19 protein-coding genes are annotated in these 21,000 nt (G+C 68.4%); 15 read left to right on the top strand and 4 right to left on the bottom strand.

Going from position 1 to position 21,000, the window contains the following annotated elements:
* Nucleotides 1-18 precede the first annotated feature (18 nt).
* The 5 genes from ftsY (at nt 19) to ffh (ending at nt 7,537) form a co-directional block, all read left to right on the top strand.
* A complete protein-coding gene (ftsY, locus tag B843_RS08675; protein ID WP_038596076.1) occupies nt 19-1,575 on the top strand; it encodes a signal recognition particle-docking protein FtsY in 1,557 nt (518 codons plus the stop codon).
* Nucleotides 1,576-1,926: 351 nt separating this feature from the next.
* Nucleotides 1,927-3,222: an ammonium transporter gene (locus B843_RS08670; RefSeq protein ID WP_155895131.1), complete on the top strand. Its 1,296-nt coding sequence runs from the start codon at nt 1,927-1,929 to the stop codon at nt 3,220-3,222.
* 166 nt (nt 3,223-3,388) lie between these two features.
* Complete coding sequence (glnK, locus tag B843_RS08665) at nt 3,389-3,727, top strand: P-II family nitrogen regulator GlnK (RefSeq protein WP_025253117.1); 339 nt, start codon at nt 3,389-3,391, stop codon at nt 3,725-3,727.
* 15 nt (nt 3,728-3,742) lie between these two features.
* Entirely contained in the window at nt 3,743-5,890 is a 2,148-nt protein-coding gene (locus B843_RS08660) for a [protein-PII] uridylyltransferase (protein WP_025253116.1), read from the top strand.
* Between the two features lie 54 nt (nt 5,891-5,944).
* Nucleotides 5,945-7,537 carry a signal recognition particle protein gene (gene ffh / locus B843_RS08655; RefSeq protein ID WP_025253115.1) on the top strand — a complete coding sequence of 531 codons (1,593 nt, stop codon included), beginning with the start codon at nt 5,945-5,947 and terminating at the stop codon, nt 7,535-7,537.
* A gap of 41 nt (nt 7,538-7,578) precedes the next feature.
* Here the strand turns inward: ffh and B843_RS13275 are convergent, their stop codons facing one another.
* Nucleotides 7,579-8,535: an HNH endonuclease gene (locus B843_RS13275; RefSeq protein ID WP_025253114.1), complete on the bottom strand. Its 957-nt coding sequence runs from the start codon at nt 8,533-8,535 to the stop codon at nt 7,579-7,581.
* A 332-nt stretch (nt 8,536-8,867) separates the two neighbouring features.
* Here B843_RS13275 and rpsP point away from each other — a divergent pair, with 332 nt between their 5' ends.
* The 4 genes from rpsP to B843_RS08630 all read left to right on the top strand — a co-directional run bounded on the left by rpsP (nt 8,868) and on the right by B843_RS08630 (nt 13,137).
* Complete coding sequence (gene rpsP, locus B843_RS08645; RefSeq protein ID WP_025253113.1) at nt 8,868-9,365, top strand: 30S ribosomal protein S16; 498 nt, start codon at nt 8,868-8,870, stop codon at nt 9,363-9,365.
* Between the two features lie 260 nt (nt 9,366-9,625).
* Nucleotides 9,626-10,639 (top strand): GDSL-type esterase/lipase family protein, encoded by a 1,014-nt coding sequence (locus tag B843_RS08640; RefSeq protein ID WP_025253112.1) that lies wholly within the window; start codon nt 9,626-9,628, stop codon nt 10,637-10,639.
* Nucleotides 10,640-10,646: 7 nt separating this feature from the next.
* On the top strand, nt 10,647-12,287 hold the full coding sequence (locus B843_RS08635) for an AMP-binding protein (RefSeq protein ID WP_025253111.1): 1,641 nt from the start codon (nt 10,647-10,649) through the stop codon (nt 12,285-12,287).
* A gap of 10 nt (nt 12,288-12,297) precedes the next feature.
* The gene (locus B843_RS08630) at nt 12,298-13,137 is read left to right on the top strand and encodes a 3-hydroxyacyl-CoA dehydrogenase NAD-binding domain-containing protein (RefSeq protein ID WP_025253110.1); all 840 of its coding nucleotides are present in this window, start codon (nt 12,298-12,300) and stop codon (nt 13,135-13,137) included.
* On the opposite strand, the gene B843_RS08625 is transcribed toward B843_RS08630, so the two are convergent.
* On the bottom strand, nt 13,134-13,538 hold the full coding sequence (locus B843_RS08625; protein WP_025253109.1) for a cupin domain-containing protein: 405 nt from the start codon (nt 13,536-13,538) through the stop codon (nt 13,134-13,136). The genes B843_RS08630 and B843_RS08625 overlap by 4 nt on opposite strands.
* A 24-nt stretch (nt 13,539-13,562) precedes the next feature.
* Between B843_RS08625 and rimM the strand changes: the two genes are divergently transcribed.
* The 6 genes from rimM to B843_RS08595 are packed head-to-tail and all read left to right on the top strand — an operon-like array spanning nt 13,563 to nt 19,102.
* Nucleotides 13,563-14,066, top strand: a complete 504-nt coding sequence (gene rimM, locus B843_RS08620; RefSeq protein WP_025253108.1) for a ribosome maturation factor RimM — start codon at nt 13,563-13,565, stop codon at nt 14,064-14,066.
* A gap of 4 nt (nt 14,067-14,070) precedes the next feature.
* Nucleotides 14,071-14,940, top strand: a complete 870-nt coding sequence (gene trmD, locus B843_RS08615; protein WP_034648385.1) for a tRNA (guanosine(37)-N1)-methyltransferase TrmD — start codon at nt 14,071-14,073, stop codon at nt 14,938-14,940.
* Nucleotides 14,933-15,301, top strand: coding sequence for a hypothetical protein (locus B843_RS08610; RefSeq protein ID WP_025253106.1), 369 nt, complete (start codon nt 14,933-14,935; stop codon nt 15,299-15,301). Before trmD ends, B843_RS08610 begins: the two co-directional genes overlap by 8 nt.
* A gap of 47 nt (nt 15,302-15,348) precedes the next feature.
* Nucleotides 15,349-17,610 carry a Tex family protein gene (locus B843_RS08605; RefSeq protein WP_025253105.1) on the top strand — a complete coding sequence of 754 codons (2,262 nt, stop codon included), beginning with the start codon at nt 15,349-15,351 and terminating at the stop codon, nt 17,608-17,610.
* A 60-nt stretch (nt 17,611-17,670) separates the two neighbouring features.
* Nucleotides 17,671-18,519, top strand: a complete 849-nt coding sequence (panC, locus tag B843_RS08600) for a pantoate--beta-alanine ligase (protein WP_025253104.1) — start codon at nt 17,671-17,673, stop codon at nt 18,517-18,519.
* A gap of 13 nt (nt 18,520-18,532) precedes the next feature.
* Nucleotides 18,533-19,102 (top strand): sugar O-acetyltransferase, encoded by a 570-nt coding sequence (locus tag B843_RS08595; protein ID WP_025253103.1) that lies wholly within the window; start codon nt 18,533-18,535, stop codon nt 19,100-19,102.
* On the opposite strand, the gene panB is transcribed toward B843_RS08595, so the two are convergent.
* Together panB and B843_RS08585 are read right to left on the bottom strand one after the other, a co-directional pair.
* Complete coding sequence (panB, locus tag B843_RS08590; RefSeq protein ID WP_025253102.1) at nt 19,099-19,932, bottom strand: 3-methyl-2-oxobutanoate hydroxymethyltransferase; 834 nt, start codon at nt 19,930-19,932, stop codon at nt 19,099-19,101. The two genes, B843_RS08595 and panB, sit on opposite strands and share 4 nt — an antisense overlap.
* A gap of 90 nt (nt 19,933-20,022) precedes the next feature.
* Nucleotides 20,023-21,000 carry a ThiF family adenylyltransferase gene (locus tag B843_RS08585; RefSeq protein ID WP_025253101.1) on the bottom strand — a complete coding sequence of 326 codons (978 nt, stop codon included), beginning with the start codon at nt 20,998-21,000 and terminating at the stop codon, nt 20,023-20,025.

The raw sequence follows: 21,000 nt of genomic DNA, 5'->3' as shown, positions 1-21,000 counted from the left end.
AATGAAAGTATGGAGGGCATGAACACCACACTGATTATCGGTATTGTCGCCGTCATCGTCGTGCTCGCCATCGTGGCGCTGGTCCTGGGGCTCAATCGCAAGAAGTCCAAGACCGTGAGCTTCGCCCCGAAGGAGGAGGCGCCGAAGGAGCTGACCCAGGAGGAGAAGTCCGGCAACTACCAGGCGCAGGGCGGGTTCAGCTTCGCCCCGGCGAAGGCTGAGGCTGAGCCTGTCGCTGAGCCGGTGCCGGTCGTTCCCGTGGTGGAGGAGGCCGCCCCGCAGGCAGCGCCGGTCGAGGAGAAGCTCAACGAGCACCCCGAGGGCGAGCCGCTGACCGACGCGGACGTGCCGCCGGAGGCGGAGGCCACCGAGGAGTCCGTCGCCGAGGCAGAGGCGGACAAGATCGAGGCCGAGGAGCCGGAGGGCTTCGAGGAGCTCGACGAGTTCGAGGAGGCGCAGGAGCCCAAAGAGCCTGAAGAGGCTGAAGAGGCCGAGGAGCCGGAAGAGGCGGTCGCAGAGGAGGCCGCCGAGGCCGCCGCTGCCGCCGCCACCGTCGCCGAGGCCGCGGCTGAGGCGAAGGAGGAAACCCCGGTCCCTGCGGAGGAGCCGGAGGCTGAGGCTGAGCCCCAGCAGCAGCTCGACCAGATCGACCCCGCCACCGGCCGCATCGGCCGCCTGCGCGGCCGGCTCGCGCGCTCGCAGAGCGTGTTCGGCAAGTCCGTCCTCGGCATGATCTCCGCCGGCGACCTCGACGACGACGCCTGGGAGGAGGTCGAGGACGAGCTCGTCCAGGCCGACCTGGGTGCGGGCACCACCGCCGAGGTCGTCGACGAGCTGCGCGAGAGGATCGCCTCCCGCGGCGTGTCCAGCGAGGAGGAGGCCCGCGCGATGCTGCGGGAGGTGCTGATCAAGGCGGGCCAGCCCGACATGGACCGCTCGATCAAGGCGATGCCTTACGAGGGCAAGCCAGCGGTCATCCTGGTTGTCGGTGTCAACGGCACCGGCAAGACCACCACCACGGGCAAGCTCGCCCGCGTGCTGGTGTCCATGGGCCACAGCGTGGTCCTGGGCGCCGCCGACACCTTCCGCGCGGCCGCCGCCGACCAGCTCGAGACGTGGGGACGCCGCGTCGGAGCCGTCACTGTGCGTGGCAAGGAGGGAGCGGACCCCGCGTCCGTCGCGTTCGACGCCGTCAGCGAGGGCGTCAACCGCGGCGCGGACGTCGTGCTCATCGACACCGCTGGCCGCCTGCACAACTCTGCGAACCTCATGGACCAGCTGGGCAAGGTCAAGCGCGTCGTGGAGAAGAAGGCAGTGGTCGACGAGGTTCTCCTCGTTCTCGACGCCACCACCGGCCAGAACGGCATGATCCAGGCCCAGGAATTCTCCAAGGTCGTGCAGATCACCGGCGTCGCGCTGACCAAGCTGGACGGCACCGCCAAGGGCGGCATCGTCTTCCGCGTCCAGAACGAGCTCGGCGTTCCGGTCAAGCTCGTTGGCCTCGGCGAGGGTGCCGACGATCTCGCGCCGTTTGAGGTCGAGGGCTTTGTCGACGCCTTGCTGGGCGGTCACTAGCCCTCGCCGGACGTGCGCCGCCACCGAATGATTCGGTGGCGGCGTTTTGTGCCCGCCGGGGGTGGCACTTACCTAATGCTCGATAGGTATTCTGAACTGGGGGTTTGCCGGGCGGGGAGGGGGTGAGCGAAAACACGGTGCCTGTCGGGTTATAGAAATCGAACCTATTGGTCTATAGTTAAAAACCGTGAGGACGCGCTGATGCGGCGCATACCCTCCGCCTCGGCCCTGCTCAGCCGCTATCAAGCCTGGGGAGGACGACCGAGTCGGCCGCCGCATCGCGAGACCTCAAATCCTAAAACAGAGTGTTAAGAGAAGGGGAGGCCCGACGTGACTCCAGACGATGTCGCAATGGCTTCAGGTAACGCCAGCTGGATGCTGATCTCAGCGTCCCTCGTTTTGCTCATGACCCCAGCGCTTGCTTTCTTCTACGGCGGTATGTCCCGGCAGAAGTCAGTGCTGAACATGATGATGATGTCCTTCGGGGCGCTCGGGCTTGTGTCCATCATCTACGTCCTGTGGGGCTGGTCGATGTCCTACGGCACCCAGGATATCGCAGGAATCTTCGCGAACCCGTTCGAGTTCTTCGGCCTGAAGGATTCCATCACCGACGCGGACGGCAACTACATCGCGGGTGCCTACGGCTACGCAAACATTATCGATGTCGGCTTCCAGCTGACCTTCGCGGTAATCTCCACCGCGCTCATCTCCGGCGCGATCGCAGAACGCGTGAAGTTCGGCTCCTGGATGGTCTTCGCGGGTCTGTGGGCGACCTTCGTCTACTTCCCGCTGGCCCACATGGTCTGGGGCGGCGGCCTGCTCTCCCACGGCGAGACCGGTTTCGCCGCCTGGATGTTCGGCACCACCGACGGTGAGGCGAACATTTCCCCGATTGACTTCGCAGGCGGCACCGTGGTCCACATCTCCGCTGGTATCACCGGTCTCGTGCTCGCGCTGATCATCGGCAAGCGCCGCAACTTCCCGCGCGTGCCCCAGCGCCCGCACAACCTCCCGTTCGTCATGCTCGGCGCGGCCCTGCTGTGGTTCGGTTGGTTCGGGTTCAACGGCGGCTCCGCCTTCGCCGCCGACGGCCTGGCAGGCGTCGCGTGGCTGAACACCACCGTCGCCACCGCCGCCGCCATGCTCGGCTGGCTCGCGGTGGAGCGCATCCGCGACGGCCACGCCACCTCCCTTGGTGCGGCCTCCGGCGTCGTCGCAGGACTCGTCGCCATCACCCCCGCGGCGGGCGCCCTGACCCCGGTCACCTCGATCATCCTGGGCGCCATCGGCGGCGTGCTCGCGGCCTTCGGCGTCGGCCTGAAGTACAAGTTCGGCTTCGACGACTCCCTCGACGTGGTCGGCGTCCACCTGGTCGCGGGCCTGTGGGGCACCATCGGCGTCGGCCTCCTAGCGGACGGCTCCGGCCTGCTCACCGGCGGCGGCGCGGACGGCTTCAAGCTGTTCATCGTCCAGGTGGTCATCGCGGTCGCGGCCATGGTCTTCGCGGGATGCGTCGCGGCGATCATCGCCTACGCCATCAAGGCCACCATCGGCTGGAGGGTCGAGGACGAGGAAGAGGCCTTCGGCATCGACTTCCACCAGCACGGGGAGTCCGCCTACGACACCGCCGGACCGGAAATCCGTTAGGCAGAATCAGACTTGCTCCCCCCGAAGAATCCCTTCCAATCCAATCCCAACGCTTTGGGGGGAGCAGCCCAAACTCAAAAAAATCCGAGTCGTGCGTATGATTTCTAAAGAACGTGAAATAGTTTCACCGGCGTAGCCGCACACTTTTTCAACAAAGGAGACTTTCATGAAGCTCGTGACAGCCATCGTTAAGCCCTTCACCCTCACCGACATTAAGGATGCACTCGAGCAGGTAGGCGTTCACGGCATGACCGTGACGGAGACCCAGGGATTCGGCCAGCAGAAGGGCCACACCGAGGTCTACCGCGGCGCCGAGTACGCCGTCGACTTCGTGCCCAAGGTGAAGCTCGAAATCGTCATCGACGACGCGACCGTCGAGGACGTCATTACCGCCATCGTCGACACCGCCCACACCGGCAAGATCGGCGACGGCAAGGTCTGGGTCACCCCCGTCGAGGAGCTCATCCGAGTACGCACCGGCGAGCGCGGCACAGACGCCATCTAAGGCAGTTAGTTAGTCGTGAACCCCACGTTCGACCCCACCCAGCTGCGGACGGAAGCCAACGAAAAGGCCCTGTCCCTGCTGGGTTCTCTCGTCTTACCGCCCGGCACCGCGCTCGCCGCGACCGGTTCGCTCGCCCGCGGGGAGATGACCCCGAAGTCCGACCTCGACCTGGTCCTCATCCACACCCCCGGCGACACCCCCAGCGACGTCGACGAGGTCTGGTACCCCATCTGGGACGCCAAGATGCGGCTTGACTATTCCGTGCGCACCCCCGACGAATGCGCGGGCATGATCTCCGCCGACTCCACCGCGGCCCTGGCGCTCCTCGACCTCACCCACATCGCGGGCAACGAGGAGCTGACCGCCGAGGCCCGACGCAAGGTGCTCGACACCTGGCGCCGCGAGGTGAAGAAGAACTTCAACGACGTCGTCGACACCGCCATCGCCCGCTGGCGCCGCTCCGGCTCCGTGGTCACGATGACCCGGCCCGACCTGAAGCACGGCCGCGGCGGCCTGCGCGACCTCGACCTCATCAACGCCCTTGCCCTGGCGAACCTCTGCAACCGCGCCCAGCTCGACGAGGAGCGCCGCCTCCTGCTGGACGCGCGCACCCTGCTGCACGTCCACGCCGGCCGCGCCCGCGACGTGCTCGACCCCGAGTTCGCGGTCGACGTCGCGCTCGACCTCGGCTTCGAGGACCGCTACGAGCTCTCCCGCGCGCTGGCGCAGGCTTCGAAGAAGATCGACGACGCCCTGACCGAGTCGCTCAACCTCGCCCGCAACATGCTGCCCAGGCGCACCGGCATTCGCCGCACCGTGCGCCGCCCGATCGACGCCGACGTCGTCGACGTCGACGGCGAGATCACCCTCTCCCGCAGGCCCGACCTCACCGACCCCGGCCTCGTCCTGCGCGTCGCGGCCGCCGCCGCGCGCACCGGCCTGCCCGTCACCGAGGCCACCTGGCAGCGCCTGCAAACCGTGCCGCCGCTGCCGGAACGGTTCACGCCGGTCGTGGCCAGCGACTTCTTCACCGTGCTCAGCTCCCCGGAGAACACCTCCCGGGTGGTGGAAAAGCTCGACGAGTACGGCCTGTGGACCGGGCTCGTGCCCGAGTGGGAGCACATCCGCGGCCTCATGCCGCGCGAGCCCATCCATGTCCACACCATCGACCGCCACTCGCTCGTCGTCGTGGGCAACTGCGCCGCCCAGGGCGTGAGCGTGCCCCGGCCCGACCTGCTCTACCTCGCCGCGCTCTACCACGACATCGGCAAGGGCTACGACCGCCCCCACGAGGAGGTCGGCGCCGAGTTCGTCCGCGCCGCCGCAGACCGGCTGGGGTTAAGCCCCCAGGACGCCCGCGTCGTGGAGACGCTGGTCGCCCAGCACACCCGCATCCCGCAGATCGCCACCACGATGGACCCCACCTCCGACGAGGCGCTCCACGCCGTGCTCGAGGCGCTCGGCTACGACTACCTCGCCGTCGACCTCATGGAGGCGCTCGTCGAGGCCGACTCCACCGGCACCGGCCCCGGCGTGTTCAGTTCGGCCCTGCGCGCGGGCCTGCGCACGCTCAGCACTAGGGCCCGGGAGCGGCTTTCGCGCATCGTGCCCGCACCGCCCACGGTTAAAACCCGCGGCGCGCTCACCCTCGACGTCGACCAGTCCCGCGCCATGACCTCCGAGGCGGAGACCACCGCCACGCTCGGCTGGCGCGGCGACTACCTGCGCGAGAGCGTGCGCGTGTTCGCGCTCGTGGCCGCCAAGGGCTGGAACATCGACTCCGCGGAGCTCGTCGTCCACGAGGCCGCCAGCAAGGCGTCGGAAAGCACGGCAAACGTGGAGCTGTCGATGCGCGTGTACAACACGCTCGGCACCGGCTACGACGAAAACGAGCTCGTCCAGACCTACAAGTCGGGCGTGTTCTCCGCGCTGCCGGAGATCGCCGGCGCGCTGACCGCGACCTTCTGGGACGGCGACGTGCTCGAGGTGCGCACCACCGACCGCCGCGGCGCGCTGGGCACGCTGATCGGCGCGCTGCCGCCGCTGAGGTGGCTGCGGATGTCCAACCCCGGCGCCACCATGATCGTGCAGTGCGCGCTCGAGCCGGGCTTCGACCGGGCCGTCGTGGAGCGGGAAGTGACCAAAGCACTAGCCAACCGGTAGCATGTATGTGTTCTTTCGCTTTTCGACGCGTACCGCTTAAAGGAGTAGTCACCCGTGTTTGAGTCATTGTCTGATCGTCTCGGCCAAGCCCTGTCTGGCCTGCGTTCCAAGGGCAAGGTCACAGAGGCTGATATCAACGCGGTCGCTCGCGAGATCCGTCTGGCGCTGCTCGAGGCCGACGTGTCCCTGCCGGTGGTGCGTGGGTTTATCAAGCGGATCAAGGAGCGCGCGCTCGGCGCGGAGGTGTCGAAGGCGCTCAACCCGGCCGAGCAGATCATCAAGATCGTCGACCAGGAGCTGACCGAGATCCTGGGCGGGGAGACCCGCCGCCTCAACCTGGCGAAGACCCCGCCGACCGTGATCATGCTCGCCGGCCTCCAGGGCGCCGGTAAGACGACACTGGCCGGAAAGCTGGCCAAGCACCTGGCCGGGCAGGGCCACACGCCGATGCTGGTGGCCTGCGACCTGCAGCGCCCGGGCGCGGTGCAGCAGCTGCAGATCGTCGGCGAGCGCGCGGGCGTGCCGACGTTCGCGCCGGACCCCGGCACGTCCATCGACTCGCTCGAGCACGAGATGGGCAGCTCCCACGGCGACCCGGTGGCCGTGGCGCGCGCGGGCATCGAGGAGGCGCGCCGCCAGCAGCGCGACGTGGTGATCGTGGATACCGCCGGCCGTTTGGGCATCGACGAGGTGCTCATGACGCAGGCGCGCAACATCCGCGACGCCATCAACCCGGACGAGGTGCTGTTCGTCATCGACGCGATGATCGGCCAGGACGCTGTCAACACCGCGCAGGCCTTCCGCGACGGCGTGGACTTCACGGGCGTGGTGCTCACCAAGCTCGACGGCGACGCCCGCGGCGGTGCCTCGCTGTCGATCCGCGAGGTGACCGGCAAGCCGATCATGTTCGCCTCCACGGGCGAGAAGCTGGAGGACTTCGACGTCTTCCACCCGGAGCGCATGTCCAGCCGCATCCTCGGCATGGGCGACATGCTCACGCTCATCGAGCAGGCGGAGAAGACCCTCGACCAGGAGCAGGCACTCGAGACGGCCCAGAAGCTGGGCACCGGCGAGCTGACCTTGGAGGACTTCCTCAACCAGATGCTCATGATCCGACGCATGGGCCCGATCGGCAACATCTTGAAGATGCTGCCCGGCGGCAAGCAGATGAACCAGGTCGCCGACATGGTCGACGAGAAGCAGCTCGACCGCATCCAGGCCATCATCCGCGGTATGACCCCCGCCGAGCGCGAGGACCCGAAGATCCTCAACGCCTCGCGCCGCAAGCGCATCGCCAACGGCTCCGGCGTGTCGGTGGCCGAGGTCAACCAGCTCGTCGAGCGCTTCTTCGAGGCGAAGAAGATGATGGGCAAGATGGCCGGCCAGATGGGCATGGGTGGTATGAGCCGCTCGGCGACGAAGAAGAAGCCGAAGGGGCGCAAGGGCAAGAACGGCAAGCGCAAGCCGGTGAAGAACCGTCAGGCGCGCGGCGGCATGCCGGGGATGGGCGGTATGCCCAACATGGCCGAGCTGCAGAAGATGCAGGAGCAGATGCAGGGCATGGGCGGCATGCCGGGCATGAAGATGCCGAAGGGGCTTGAGAACATCGACCTCAACAACCTGGACTTCGGCCAGGGCAAGAAGTAGGCGCGCGCCTGTAGCCCGCGGGGCGTGATTCGCCTGCGGGTTTAGTGGTAGACGCGGGTGACTTTTCCGTTGTGTCTGGTCAGGTGCCCGTAGCGTGGTGGGGCGTTGGGATGGTCGTCGTTGACACCGTTGTGGTAGTTGCAGCAGGTGGCTAGGTTGCTGCTTGTGGTGTGTCCGCCGTGCTGCCAGGCAACGAGGTGGTGGATATGGCATTCGTCGGCGGGGGTGGTGCATCCGTCCCAGGCGCAGGTGGGATTGTCGACGGTGGCGAGGATGCGCTGCTTGGTGTTGGCAAACCGCTGGGTGCGTACGAGGTCGACGGGGCCAGCTACGGGGTGGGTGAGTGCAAACCTCCAGGTTTCGTCCAACTCCATGTTGGCTATGTGGGTGCTGGTGCGGATGACCCCGTCGCTGCAGCAGAAGGTGGTTTCGTCCTTGGTGCCGTCTAGCACTTTCGTGGTGTGGTGAAGGGGGATGACGACGATGGGGCGCAGCACGGTGCTCACCCCACCACGGGTGATGGTGTCGCGGAGGGCGGTTGCGGGGTCTCTCGTGTGTTTGAACGGGTCGTACAACTGGGCGATGGTGGCTGCGGGCCCGGTGAATGTTACGGACCAGACCTGGTTTTTGCGTCTGGTGATTCTAGCCCCGGTTTTCGGTGGTGGGGTGGCTGGTAGTAGGGCGCGGCCTGCTGCGTGAATGTGGTCGACGTCGCCTGCCATGCGGGCAAGGGTGAGCCGGAAGGTGTGGCGTGCGCCGGTGGGGAGGCGGCGGGCGAGTTTTTCGATGATCTGGATGGTGGCTAGGCCGTGCCCGTTTTCTTCGAGGGCGGCCGCGAGGGGGCCGCGGGTGTAGATGGGGGCGAGGTCTGTGAGTTCGCGGGCGTAGGTGGCTGGTATTCCGCGGGCTGTCAGGCTGGCGACGTTGGCACCTGTCACGGCGCGCAGGAGGGCGACGGGGTAGGTGAAGGCGGCGGCGAAAGCGTCGATCGGATCCATGAGCCTCACGCTACAAACACTCCGCTGCGCGCGCGACCGTAGCCGAGTGTGCCTGTGGATAACCCCACTTTTCGTTGACACGTCACCACGAGTTATCCACAGGCCGCCTGCTTTAGCCGTCGACAAGCGAAAATTTTTTGGAGCCCGCGGAAACAGTGTGTATAGTTGGCGAGGTTGGGCACCTGTGCCCACCGAAGTCCAAGCTGCGTCATACCGCTCATCGACCACGGTCGAACGGTCGAGTCACACGCAGTGAAATCCAAGGGTTGAACCGGCCTCCGCGCCCTGCGGGGGCGTCCGAACTGCCCAGTGACCCACAGAAGGTTTTTAACATGGCTGTTAAGATCAAGCTCCAGCGCCTCGGCAAGATCCGCACCCCGCACTACCGCGTGGTCATCGCCGACTCCCGCACCCGCCGCGACGGCAAGGTCATCGAGAACATCGGCATCTACGAGCCCAAGCAGGAGCCGTCCCTCATCAAGATCGACTCCGAGCGCGCTCAGTACTGGCTGGGCGTCGGCGCACAGCCGACCGAGCCGGTTCTCGCGCTGCTGAAGGTGACCGGCGACTGGCAGAAGTTCAAGGGCCTCGACGGCGCCGAGGGCACCCTGAAGGTTGCCGAGCCGAAGCCGTCCAAGCTCGAGCTGTTCAACCAGGCTCTGGCCGAGGCCAACGAGGGCCCGACCGCAGAGGCCATCACCGAGAAGCGCCGCAAGGCCAAGGAGGAGGCCGCTGCCAAGGCTGAGGCCGAGGCTGCCGCCGCCGCTGAGGCTGAGGCTGCCGAGTCCGCCGAGTCCGAGGAGGCTCCGGCCGAGGAAGCCGCCGAGTAAAAATCAACTCGCGACAAAAGCGGGTCTCGTTCCATCGTGGAACGGGGCCCGTTTTTCTGCGTTTTGGGCCCCTGTCAAGAACTTCCGAACTCCCTGTCAATCTGGTTTCTGGAACGAAACTAGCTGGCCTTCCTTTGGTCCGACCTCCTAAACTGTCTCCCGTTGCCCGCGACCCGGCGGGTGTTATGTAGCTGGCCCACACCGGCTGCGAAACCGACTTCAAAGGATTTCCAATGGTGAGTTTTTTTAGAAGGGCGGTCGTGCGGCGAGCGGGCCTGACCATCGCGTGCGCGGCTCTCGCGTGCGGCGCGGCGACGGTGACTACGACGGCCACGGCCTCGGCCGCGACCAAGAACCTCGTCACGTTCGGCGACTCCCTGCTGGCCAACCCCACGCCCGCCGACGCCGTCGCCGCGGCCGCACAGAACGCGGGTATCCCGCTGAGCTCGACCGGCTCGTCGGGATCATCTGGATCTTCGGGTTCGTCGGGTTCTTCCGGCTCGTCGGGTTCTTCGAACGCGTCCACCTCCTCCGGCTCCTCGGCCGACACCGTCACCGGCGCGCACGGCTGCGGCCAGTCGCCCAGCAACGCCCCGCGCCAGATCGGCCAGATCGCGGGCCTCGAGGTGCACGACTACTCCTGCCCCGGGGCCACCGCCTACAGCGCCAGCATGTCGGAGACGCTGGCGCAGGAGGGCGACAACGCCCTCAGCGACGGCGCCCTCAACGGCGACACCAGCAACCTCGTCATCCAGATCGGCTTTAACGACGCCTACGGCTGGCTGCTCGGCAAGGCCCAGGCCGACGGCCTCGACGCCACCAGCAGCAACCTGCCCGCCATCTACGCCGACGAGAAGAACCGCTGGGACGCGGCCGTCGGCGACGCCATCGACCGCATCAAGGCCGCGGCGCCCAACGCCCGGATCACCCTCGCGGACTATCCCACGATCTCCGACCCCGCCACCGGCAACGAGTGCATCGTCCACCTGGCGCTGCTGCCCGACAACCTCGGCATCCCCATGCCGTGGCTGAGCGACGCGGAGACCAACATCCACGACTGGGCGCAGTCGCTGGCGGCCGAGCGCTCCGGGCAGAACGTCGTCTTCGCCGACCTGCGCGACGCCACCACGAACAACGGCCAGTGCGCCTCCGGCGACCAGCGGCTCGTGGCGGGCCTCGTCGACACCACCTCCGCCACCAGCTACAACCTGCCCGTCCACCTCACCGACGCGGGCGTGACCGAGGTGGCCACGCTCATCTCGCAGACCTTCTAGGGGGACCATGAAGTACCACGGAACCTACGTCTCTACCCGCACCCAGATCGACCAGCTCGTCCGCTCCCTGCGCCCGCTCCGGGCAGCCGGGGTGCTGCGCACCGGCGGCTGGACAGAGAGCATGAACCGGCTCGGCGCCGTGCGTCGCTGGGGCATCTCGCTGGCCGCCCTCGTGGAGATGGGCGCGGCCGACTTCCCAGGCCGCGTCGCCCTCATCGACGACGCAGGCACCCTGTCCTACGCCATGCTGCGCAAGCAGGCCATCGCACTGGCGAAGTCGCTGCGCGGCCGACGCACCGCCGAAGGCCGGGACCTCGAGTCCCTGACCATCGTCGCGTGCAACGGGCGCGGCTTGATCCTGCCCATGATCGCCGCAACCTATCTCGGCATCGGGGTCAAGCTGCTCAACCCGGGGTGCTCGGCCACGCAGCTGCGCAACACGATGGGGGAGTACCCCAGCGACGCGCTCTTCGTGGACGCCGAGTTTGCCGAGCTTGCAGAGCTCGCCGAGCTTCCAGAACGCGGAGGGGCCGCCCCGGCCGACCACACCTTCCTCACCGCCGAGTGGTCCGGAGACACGACCGGCCGCGCAACCCTCGCCAGCCTCATCGATGAGGGGCGCACCACATTCCGCCACGTCGAGCTTCCCGCGCGCCCGGTGCAGCAGCCCACCGTCATCATGTCCTCGGGCACCCGCGGTGTGCCCAAGGCCGTCGTCCTGCCCGTCCCGCGCACGCCGAAGCCGCTCGGCGGCATCCTCGACGCCTTGCCCGCGCGCTCGGGCGACGTCATCCAGCTGCACGTGAGCATCTTCCACGCCTGGGGCTGGTGCAACCTGCAGCTAGCCCTGGCCACCGGCTCCACGCTCATCGCCCGCCGCTGCTTCGACCCCGACACCGAGGCCAGTGACCTCGCGCGCTACGGCGTGAACGGCATCATCTCCGCGGCCGTCTTCCTCCGCGACCTGCTCGCCACCGTCGACGAGCGCGGCCTCGACGCCTCCGAGGTGCGCTACGTCGTCACCGCGGGCAGCACGATCCCGCCGACGCTGGTCAACGCGCTCAACGAGCGCTTCGGCGACGGCTGCGGCGTGGTGTGCAACTTCTACGGCTCCACCGAGCACGGCCAGATCTCCATCGGCCGCATCGAGGACCTCCTCGACGATCCCACTACGGCTGGCCGCCCGGTCATGGGCGTGCGCCTGGCCATCATCGGCGAGGACGGCGCGCCCGTCCCCCAGGGCGGGACCGGCACCATCTACTCGTCGAACTCCATGACCTCGCTCGGCTTCCTCTCTGACAAGGACAGCGCGGACGTCATCGATGAAGCGGGGCGCCTCTACGTCTGCGGCCGCGCCGACGACATGGTCATCCGCGGCGGCGAGAACGTCCACCCCCGCACGATCGAGGAGTTCCTGCTCACCCTGCCCGAGGTGCGCGACGCCTTCGTCATCGGCCACCAGGAGGACATCGTGGCCACCCTCGACGCCTACGTCGTGCTCAACGCGGAGATCTCGGATGACGCGATCAATGAGCTGGTCCTCACAAACGTCAACGAGTTCAGCGGGCTCAACCATATAGTGAGGGTAGGCGCGCTCCCGCGCAACGAGTCGGGAAAGGTGGTGCCCCGCCTGCTCCCGCAGACCTAGGAGGTACCCCATGCGCATGGCGATCATCGGCTCGGGGCTGCTGGCCACGCAGATCGCACTCCAAGCGGCCAGCCGCGGCTTCGACGTCACCGTCTACAACCACCGCGGCGATTTCACCCGCTTCGACCAGCTCGTCGAGTGGGTCGGCTCGCAGGAGGGGTCGCTTCGCGGTCGGCCGCTGACGCGCACCGGTTCGCTTGTCGACGCCATAGGCGACGCGGACATCGTCCTCGAGGCCGCCGCCGAGGATCTGGGCATCAAGCAGACGCTCTTTCGCGAGATCGAAAAGCTCGCCCGCCCCGACGCGCTGCTTTTGACCAACTCCTCCAACCTCCTGCCCGCAGAGATCTCGGAGGGCATGGCCGCGCCGCTCCGGCTGGTCGCCATGCACTTCGCCAACATGATCTGGCGCCACAACGTCGTGGAGGTGATGGGACAGGAGGGCACCCCGTCCGAGCTCCTCGAGCGCGTGGCGGACCTCGGGCGCGCGATGGGGATGGCGCCGGTGGTGATCCCGAAGCCGGTGCGCGGCTACCTGCTCAACGCCCTGCTCATCCCGTTCCTCGACGCGGGCCTTGCGCTGTGGACGGGCGGGCACGCCAGCCCCGCGGGGATCGACACGGTCTGGACGATCGGCACCGGCGCGCCGCTGGGCCCCTTCGGGATCCTCGACGTCGTGGGCTTCCGCGTGGCGGCCAGGGTGCTCGCCCAGCGCGGCGCAAAGGAGCTCGCGGACAGGCTGCAGGCGGAGGCGGACGCAGGCCGCGGCGGCGCCGCCGACGGCACCGGCTTTTATCTTTACGATGCCTCCGGCGCCGCTACGGGCCCGAACCCCGCCTGGGAGTCCTAGGACTGGTGCCGCTCGCCGGTGAGCATGGTCAAGAGCAGGACGTTTTCGCCCTCGGCGTTGCAGTCCACGCGGTGGACGAGGTGGTCGGTCAGGTGCACGACCGTCCCCGGCCGCAGCGTGACCGTGTTGTCGCGGCAGGTGAACTCCAGCTCGCCCTTGACGCACTCGACGGTGATGGGGTGGGCGGCCTTGTGCTCGTTGAGGGTCTGGCCCTTGGTGAAGGTGAACAGGATGATGTTTGCGCCGTCGGCCTGCAGGTGGCGCTTGGCGGTGGGCCGGGCGTGCTCGGGCTGGGCCGCGGGGGCCTCGGCGACGGCGTCGATGACGGTCATGACGCCGGGGGCGGAGGTGATGTGGGCGTTGCCAAAGACCTCGGGCGTGTTGATTGGAAACTCGGTCATGACCCCCACGGTACGCTAGTCGGCATGGAATTAATGATTGGTCGCGTGGTCAAGTCCCACGGCATCAGGGGAGAGGTCGCGGTGGAGGTCACCACCGACGAGCCGGAGATCAGGTTCGCGGTGGGCGAGGTGCTGCACGGAACCCAGGGCAAGAAGGAGCACGAGCTCACCATCGCCACCGTCCGCGCACACCAGGGCCGCCTGCTGGTTAAGTTCGAGGAGATCCCCGACCGCACCGCCGCCGACTCGCTGCGCGGCACCAGGTTCTTCGCCCCGCCGCTCGAAAACGACGAGGACGAGGAGGGCTTCTACGACTATGAGCTAGAGGGCTTGGGCGTCCTCCTCGATGGGGCGAGGATCGGCGAGGTCACCGGCGTCATGCACGGCCCCGCCGGCGAGATCCTCGAGGTCACCCTCGACGGCGGCAAGGAGGCCCTCGTGCCGTTTGTCCACGACATCGTCCCCGAGGTCGACCTCGAGGCCGGGACCTGCACGATCACCCCGCCCGACGGGCTGCTGGAGCTGTAACCCCATGCTGAGACTCGACGTTGTCACCATCTTCCCCGAATACCTCGACCCCCTGCGCCACGCCCTTTTGGGCAAGGCGATCGAGAAGGGCATCCTCGAGGTCGGCGTCCACGACCTGCGCCAGTGGGCCACCGGCGTGCACCAGGCCGTCGACGATTCGCCCTACGGCGGCGGGCCGGGCATGGTCATGCTGCCCGAGGTGTGGGGCCCGGCGCTCGACGATGTCGCGGCGCACACCGGCCCCGTCGCCGCGGCCGCCGCGCTGGAAACCGCCGAGGCCCACCGCAACGTGCCCCGACACGACGAGGTGGAGGGCATCGAGGAGCAGGCCTACCTAGGCCGCGACGTCCGCGAGGGCGAGGACCCCGCGCTCCCGCTGCTCATCGTGCCCACCCCGGCGGGCAAGCCCTTCGATCAAGAAGACGCCCGCGCCTGGTCCAACGAGGAACACATCGCGTTTGCCTGCGGCCGCTACGAGGGCATCGACGACCGCGTCACCCAGGACGCCAAGAACCGCTACCGCGTGCGCGAGGTCTCCATCGGCGACTACGTGCTCATCGGCGGGGAGGTGGCCGTCCTCGTCATCGCGGAGGCCGTCGTCCGCCTCATCCCCGGCGTGCTCGGCAACCGCAGAAGCCACGAGGACGACAGCTTCTCCGACGGCCTGCTCGAGGGGCCCAGCTACACCAAGCCGCGCAGCTGGCGCGGGCTCGACGTGCCCGAGGTGCTATTCTCCGGCAACCACGCCAAGGTCGACCGCTGGCGGCGCGACCAGGCCCTGCTCAAGACCCAGCAGGTGCGCCCGGAGCTGCTCGAAGGGGTAGAACTGGACAAGAAGGATCGAGAACTACTGGAAGGACGCCGCGATGCGTGAGATCTCCACCGACATTAACGTGCTCATCACCCCCGCCGAGTGGCAGGCCGCAAGCGCCGCGCTGCCGCAGGCGCTCAAGGCGGCCGGCTACGAGGCCACCAGCATCCACGGCGACGTCATCGACTTGACCTGCGAGCCGGACAACATGCTGGTCAACCAGTACGAGCAGGCGGAAGGCCGCCCGCCCATGGCCGAGCAGCTCACCCGCGTCGTCGTCAACGGTTCCTCCTCGCTGTCGCTTGTCGACGCTACGCGGGCCGTCGTCGACGCCCTGCCGGAGGGAAGCTACTGGTACGGCACCTCGATCGAGGGGCCCACCACCCCGGGCGTGACCGCCGCCTGCGCGTGGCAACACCCCTAGAGGCGCGGCGCCGAAGGTGAGCGTCGAAAAGCGATACAATGCTCCAAATGATCGCTCGCACCATTGCATCGGAAATATCTGTTAAGGAATCGCAGGTCGCGGCGGCGCTGAAGCTGCTCGACGAGGGCAACACCGTGCCGTTCATCGCCCGCTACCGCAAGGAGGCGACCGGCGGCCTCGACGACACGCAGCTGCGCGCGATCGAGGAGCGCGCGACCTACCTCACCGAGCTCGCCGAGCGCAAGGAGACGGTGCTCGCCGCCATCGAGGAGCAGGGCAAGCTCACCGACACCCTCCGCGCGCTCATCAATGAGTGCGACACGAAGGCGCGGCTGGAGGACCTCTACCTGCCGTACAAGAAGCGCCGCAAGACGAAGGCCGACATCGCGCGCGAGGCGGGCCTCGAGCCGCTCCTCGACGCGCTCATCGGCGATCCCGCCGCCGACCCCACAACGCTGGCGGCCGGGTACGAGAAGGAGGGCTTCGAGGACGCGAAGAAGGTGCTCGACGGGGCGCGCGCCATCCTCGTCGACCGCTTCGCTCTCGACGCCGACCTCGTGGGCAGCGTGCGCGAGACCATGTTCGAGACCGGCTCCATGGGCTCGAGCGTCGTGGCGGGCAAGGAGCGCGAGGGCGCGAAGTACAAGGACTACTTCGAGTTCAGCGAGCCGTTCACGAAGCTTCCGAGCCACCGCATCTTGGCGCTCCTGCGCGGCGAGTCCGAGGGCGTGTTGCACCTCGACCTCGACGCCGGCGACGAGGACCGCTACCTCGGCGAGATCGCCTCGCGCTTCTTACTCGACGTGGGCACCTCGCCCTGGCTTGCCGACGCCGTCCGGTGGGGCTGGCGCACGAAGCTGTCCATCTCCTCCGGCCTGGACGTGCGCATGCGCTTGAAGGAGCGGGCGGAGGAGGGGGCGCTCGAGGTCTTCGCCCGCAACCTCAAGGACGTGCTGCTGGCCGCGCCCGCCGGGCAGCGCGCCACCATCGGGCTCGACCCCGGCTACCGCAACGGCGTCAAGTGCGCGGTGGTCGACGGCACCGGCAAGGTGCTGGACACCGTGATCGTGCACCCGCACCAGCCGCAGAACCAGTGGGCGCAGGCGGTGCAGACGCTCGCCACGGCGTGCGCCACCCACGGCGTCGACCTCATGGCGATCGGCAACGGCACCGCCAGCCGCGAGACGGAGAAGCTGGCCCGTGAGGTCGCCGACCTGTTGGTGAAGGCGGGCGGCAAGCGCCCGACGCCGGTGGTGGTCTCCGAGTCCGGCGCCTCCGTCTACTCCGCCAGCGAGCTGGCCGCGCGCGAGTTTCCGGACATGGACGTCTCCCTGCGCGGCGCGGTCTCCATCGCGCGCCGCCTCCAGGACCCGCTGGCGGAGCTGGTCAAGATCGATCCGAAGTCGATCGGCGTGGGCCAGTACCAGCACGACGTCAACCAGACCAACCTGGCGCGCACCCTCGACGCCGTGGTGGAGGACGCGGTCAACGCCGTGGGCGTGGACCTCAACACCGCCTCGGTGCCGCTGCTTACCCGAGTGGCGGGCGTGACCCCGGCGATCGCCGCCAACATCGTCGACTACCGCGACGAGCACGGCAGCTTCACCACCCGCAAGGAGCTGCTCAAGGTGCCGCGGCTGGGGCCGAAGGCCTTCGAGCAGTGCGCGGGCTTCCTGCGCATCACGGGCGGCTCGGACCCGCTGGATGCCTCCGCGGTGCACCCGGAGGCCTACTCCGTTGCGCGCCGGATCGCCTCGGCCACCGGCAGCTCGGTGGGCGAGCTCATCGGCAACACGGCGGTGCTCTCGCGGTTGCGCCCGGCCGACTTCGCCGACGACACCTTCGGCGTTCCCACCGTCACCGACATCATCGCCGAGCTGGACAAGCCGGGCCGCGACCCGCGCCCGGAGTTCACCACGGCCACCTTCAAGGAGGGCGTGGAGAAGGTCTCGGACCTTAAGCCCGGCATGATCCTGGAGGGCACGGTCACAAACGTGGCGGCCTTCGGCGCGTTCGTGGACGTGGGCGTCCATCAGGACGGGCTGGTGCACGTCTCGGCGCTGTCGGATCAGTTCGTCAAGGACCCGCACGCGGTGGTCCGCTCCGGCCAGGTGGTGAAGGTCAAGGTCATGGAGGTCGACGTCGAGCGCCAGCGCATCGGGCTGTCGATGCGGCTTTCGGACGAGCCGGGCAAGCCCGCCCAGCGCGCGCCGCGTTCCGGCAAGCGCCAGCAGCGCGGCGGGGCGAAGCCGCAGGCGGGCGGGTCGATGGCGGACGCGCTGAAGAAGGCCGGCTTCGGCCGCCGCTAGCCACCCCCTCATGCGGTCGCCGTTGAAGGTTTCGGCAGCGTAGGTCCTAGAATCTCTGGAATGAATGAAACTTCCCCGCAGGTACTGACCACCGTCGCCGAGGTTCGCTCGGCGCTTGCCGACGCCTCCGGCAACGGAGCCCGCCCCGTCGTGCTCGTGCCCACGATGGGCGCGCTCCACGAGGGCCACCTCTCGCTGGTCAAGCGCGCCCAGGAGGTCCCGGGCGCCGTGGTCGTGGTGAGCATCTTCGTCAACCCGCTGCAGTTCGCGGCGGGCGAGGACTTGGACGCCTACCCGCGCACCTTCGACGCCGACGTGGAGAAGCTCGCGGGTGTCGGCGCGGACTTCGTCTTCGCGCCCACGCCGACGGTCATGTACCCGGCGGGCCCGCGCACGGTCATCCACCCCGGTCCCGTGGCCACGATCCTCGAGGGCAAGACCCGCCCCACCCACTTCGCGGGCGTGCTCACCGTGGTCAACAAGCTGTTCAACCTCACCAAGTGCACGCACGCCGTGTTCGGGGAGAAGGACTACCAGCAGCTGCTGGTCATCCGCCAGATGGTGGAGGACAACAACATGGACCTCGAGATCATCGGCGCGCCGATTGTGCGCGAGGACTCCGGGCTCGCCCGCTCCTCGCGCAACACCTACCTGAGCGAGGCGGAACGGGAGCTGGCCACCACGCTGTCGAAGGCGCTGGCCGCAGGCGCTGCCGAGCACACCGCCGAAGAGGTCTTGGCCGCGGCGCGGGCCGTCCTCGATGCCGCCCCCGCGATCGAGCTGGAGTACCTCGAGCTGCTCGGCGCGGACCTGGGCGAGCGCGTCGTCGGCGAGAACCGCCTGCTGGTCGCGGCGCGGGTGGGCGCGACCCGGCTCATTGACAACTGCGCGGTGACGCTCTCCGCCTAGGTGGGCTGGGCCCATGAACGAACTAGAAAAGCTCGATGCCGGCCTCGAGTACGACTTCATGGACCCGGCCGTCGCGGCTAGGAAGAACGCCGCGTCGATCAAGTGCGCGGCGCTTAACGCCCTCGCCCCCGACGACGCGGAAGGCCGCACCGCCGCCATCAAGGGGCTTTTCGGCTCCACCGGCGAGGAGGTGTTCATCGAGCCGGGCTTCCACTGCGACAACGGCAAGAACATCCACGTGGGCGAGGGGTTCTTGTGCAACTACAACGTCACGATCCTCGACATCATGCCGGTCAGAATCGGCGACCACGTCATGATCGGCCCCGGCACGCTGATTTCGACCGTCAACCACCCGATGGTCCCCTCCGGCAGGCGCAAGTTCTTGGGCCAGGGCAGGCCGGTCACCATCGGCGACGACGTGTGGATGGGCGGCAACGTCACCGTCCTGCCGGGGGTGACCATCGGCAACAACGTGGTCGTGGCCGCGGGCGCGGTGGTGACCAAGGACGTCCCCGACAACAGCCTCGTCGCGGGCGTGCCCGCGAAGGTCATCCGCGAGCTCGAGGACGACATCGAGCGCTAGGAGAAGCAGTGCTCCGCGGTCGGGAACTCCCCGGCCTCCACGGCCAGGCGGTAGCCTTGGGCCGCCTCGCGCAGCGCCACGCCGACCTCGCCGAACGTGCGCACGAACTTGGGGCGGTGGCCCTGCGGGTACATCGCGGCCATGTCGTGCCAAACCAGCACCTGGGCGTCGGTGTCAGGGCCCGCGCCGATGCCCACCGTCGGGATCGGGCAGCCCGCGGTGACCTCCGCGGCCAGCGCCGCCGGGACCATCTCGAAGACCACCATGTCGGCGCCCGCGGCGACGACGGCGTCAAGGTCGGCGCGCAGGGCGTCGGCACCCGCATCGCGTCCCTGGACCTTGAACCCGCCCAGGTTGTTCACCGACTGCGGCGTGAACCCGATATGCGCGCACACCGCCAGCCCCGCCTGCTTGAGCGCCGCGATCCGGGAGGCCATGCGCACCCCGCCCTCGAGCTTGACCACGTGCGCGCCGGTGGCCCGCAGCAGCTTCGTCGCGGACTTCACGGCCTGCTCGTCGGAGGCCTCGTAGGTGCCGAACGGCATGTCGATGACCACCAGCGCGTGCTCCGCCCCGCGCACCACCGCGGCGCCCAGCACCGACATCTCCTCCATAGTGATGGCGGTGGTGGAGTCGTAGCCGAGCACCACGTTGGCCGCGGAGTCGCCCACCAGCAGGCACTCCACGCCCGCGTCGTCGAAGGCCTTGGCGCTGGCGAAGTCGTAGGCCGTGAGCATCGCCCACGGGCGCTGCCCCTTGAGCTTGACTAGGTCGCTGACGCGGATCTTCTTGGGGGAGGGGGTGAGGTAACCGGGGGTCGGCGCAGACATGATGAGCTGAATCAATCCTTCAAATCTAAGTGGCGTGGGGCACATCCTAGCAGCCCCGGGCGGCGAATCGAATTCGGGGGTGACCTGCGGTTAGAGGGCCTTGAGCACCACGCCGTGTTGGATGGCGAGCTCGCCCCACGCGGAGACGAACCGCGCCGCCCGCGCGCCCGAGGCGCAGAACACGCCGATGGTCTCGCCCGCGTGCTCCTCGCACAGCGCCGCCACCCTGGCGGGGGTCTGCTGGGCGGCCGGCAGGTGCAGGGAGCCAGCGTACTTCACGTTCTCCTCGCGCTCTTGGGCCTCGCGCACGTCGAGCAGGACGTCGGGGATGAGGTGCGCCTCGAGGCTGGAGGCAGCAAGCCGTGAGGCGTCGCGTCGTAAAGCAAAAGTGCGAACGCGCGAGCTCAAGGCGTCGTAGGTGAGCAGGCGCCCGAGCAGCGTGGGCAGGCCGGACCGCAGCTTGAGCGCCTCGGTGGCCATGATGGAGCCGATGACGGCCGTCGTCGCGCCGAGCACGCCCGCCTCCGCGCAGGTGGGCAGGTGGTCGGGCGCGGTGGGGTAGAGGTCGCGCAGGCCCGCGACCTCGGTCTGGAAGACCGCCACGGAGCCCTCGTAGGCCAGCACCGTGCCCCACACGAGCGGGATGCCCAGGATCTCCGCGGCGTCGGCGATGAGGTACTTGGAGGAAAACAGGTCGGTGCAGTCGAGGATGACGTCGTGCCCGCCGAGGACGGTAAGCGCGTTGCGGGCGTCGAGGCGCTCGGCGAACACGTCCACGACGATGCCCGGCTGCATCGCCTCCAGCCGCTCGCGGGCCACCTCCAACTTGGGCCGGCCCACGTCCGCGGCGCCGAAGAGCACCTGGCGCTGGAGGTTGCTCACGCTGACCACGTCGTCGTCGACGATCGTGAGGTGGGAAACGCCCGCGGCGGCCAGCGCCTGCAGCACCGGGCAGCCGAGCCCGCCCGCGCCCACGACCACCATGTGCGAGGCCGCGACGGCCTCCTGGTCGAATCCCTTGAGCCGCAGCTGGCGCGCCACGCGCTGTTCTTCAAAGGAGGAAGTCAC

The organism is Corynebacterium vitaeruminis DSM 20294 (genome assembly GCF_000550805.1).
Classification (GTDB): Bacteria; Actinomycetota; Actinomycetes; order Mycobacteriales; family Mycobacteriaceae; genus Corynebacterium; species Corynebacterium vitaeruminis.
This window is presented reverse-complemented; position numbering and strand designations above follow the sequence as displayed.

Excerpts from the sequence above, each read along its gene's own strand:
- B843_RS08670 (WP_155895131.1), top strand. The coding sequence starts at position 1,927 with ATGGCTTCAGGTAACGCCAGCTGGATGCTGATCTCAGCGTCCCTCGTT.
- B843_RS08635 (WP_025253111.1), top strand. The coding sequence starts at position 10,647 with ATGAAGTACCACGGAACCTACGTCTCTACCCGCACCCAGATCGACCAG.
- rimM (WP_025253108.1), top strand. The coding sequence starts at position 13,563 with ATGGAATTAATGATTGGTCGCGTGGTCAAGTCCCACGGCATCAGGGGA.
- B843_RS08630 (WP_025253110.1), top strand. The coding sequence starts at position 12,298 with ATGCGCATGGCGATCATCGGCTCGGGGCTGCTGGCCACGCAGATCGCA.
- B843_RS08610 (WP_025253106.1), top strand. The coding sequence starts at position 14,933 with ATGCGTGAGATCTCCACCGACATTAACGTGCTCATCACCCCCGCCGAG.
- trmD (WP_034648385.1), top strand. The coding sequence starts at position 14,071 with ATGCTGAGACTCGACGTTGTCACCATCTTCCCCGAATACCTCGACCCC.
- ftsY (WP_038596076.1), top strand. The coding sequence starts at position 19 with ATGAACACCACACTGATTATCGGTATTGTCGCCGTCATCGTCGTGCTC.
- B843_RS08595 (WP_025253103.1), top strand. The coding sequence starts at position 18,533 with ATGAACGAACTAGAAAAGCTCGATGCCGGCCTCGAGTACGACTTCATG.
- panC (WP_025253104.1), top strand. The coding sequence starts at position 17,671 with ATGAATGAAACTTCCCCGCAGGTACTGACCACCGTCGCCGAGGTTCGC.
- rpsP (WP_025253113.1), top strand. The coding sequence starts at position 8,868 with ATGGCTGTTAAGATCAAGCTCCAGCGCCTCGGCAAGATCCGCACCCCG.
- B843_RS08625 (WP_025253109.1), bottom strand. The coding sequence starts at position 13,538 with ATGACCGAGTTTCCAATCAACACGCCCGAGGTCTTTGGCAACGCCCAC.
- B843_RS08605 (WP_025253105.1), top strand. The coding sequence starts at position 15,349 with ATGATCGCTCGCACCATTGCATCGGAAATATCTGTTAAGGAATCGCAG.
- glnK (WP_025253117.1), top strand. The coding sequence starts at position 3,389 with ATGAAGCTCGTGACAGCCATCGTTAAGCCCTTCACCCTCACCGACATT.
- B843_RS13275 (WP_025253114.1), bottom strand. The coding sequence starts at position 8,535 with ATGGATCCGATCGACGCTTTCGCCGCCGCCTTCACCTACCCCGTCGCC.
- panB (WP_025253102.1), bottom strand. The coding sequence starts at position 19,932 with ATGTCTGCGCCGACCCCCGGTTACCTCACCCCCTCCCCCAAGAAGATC.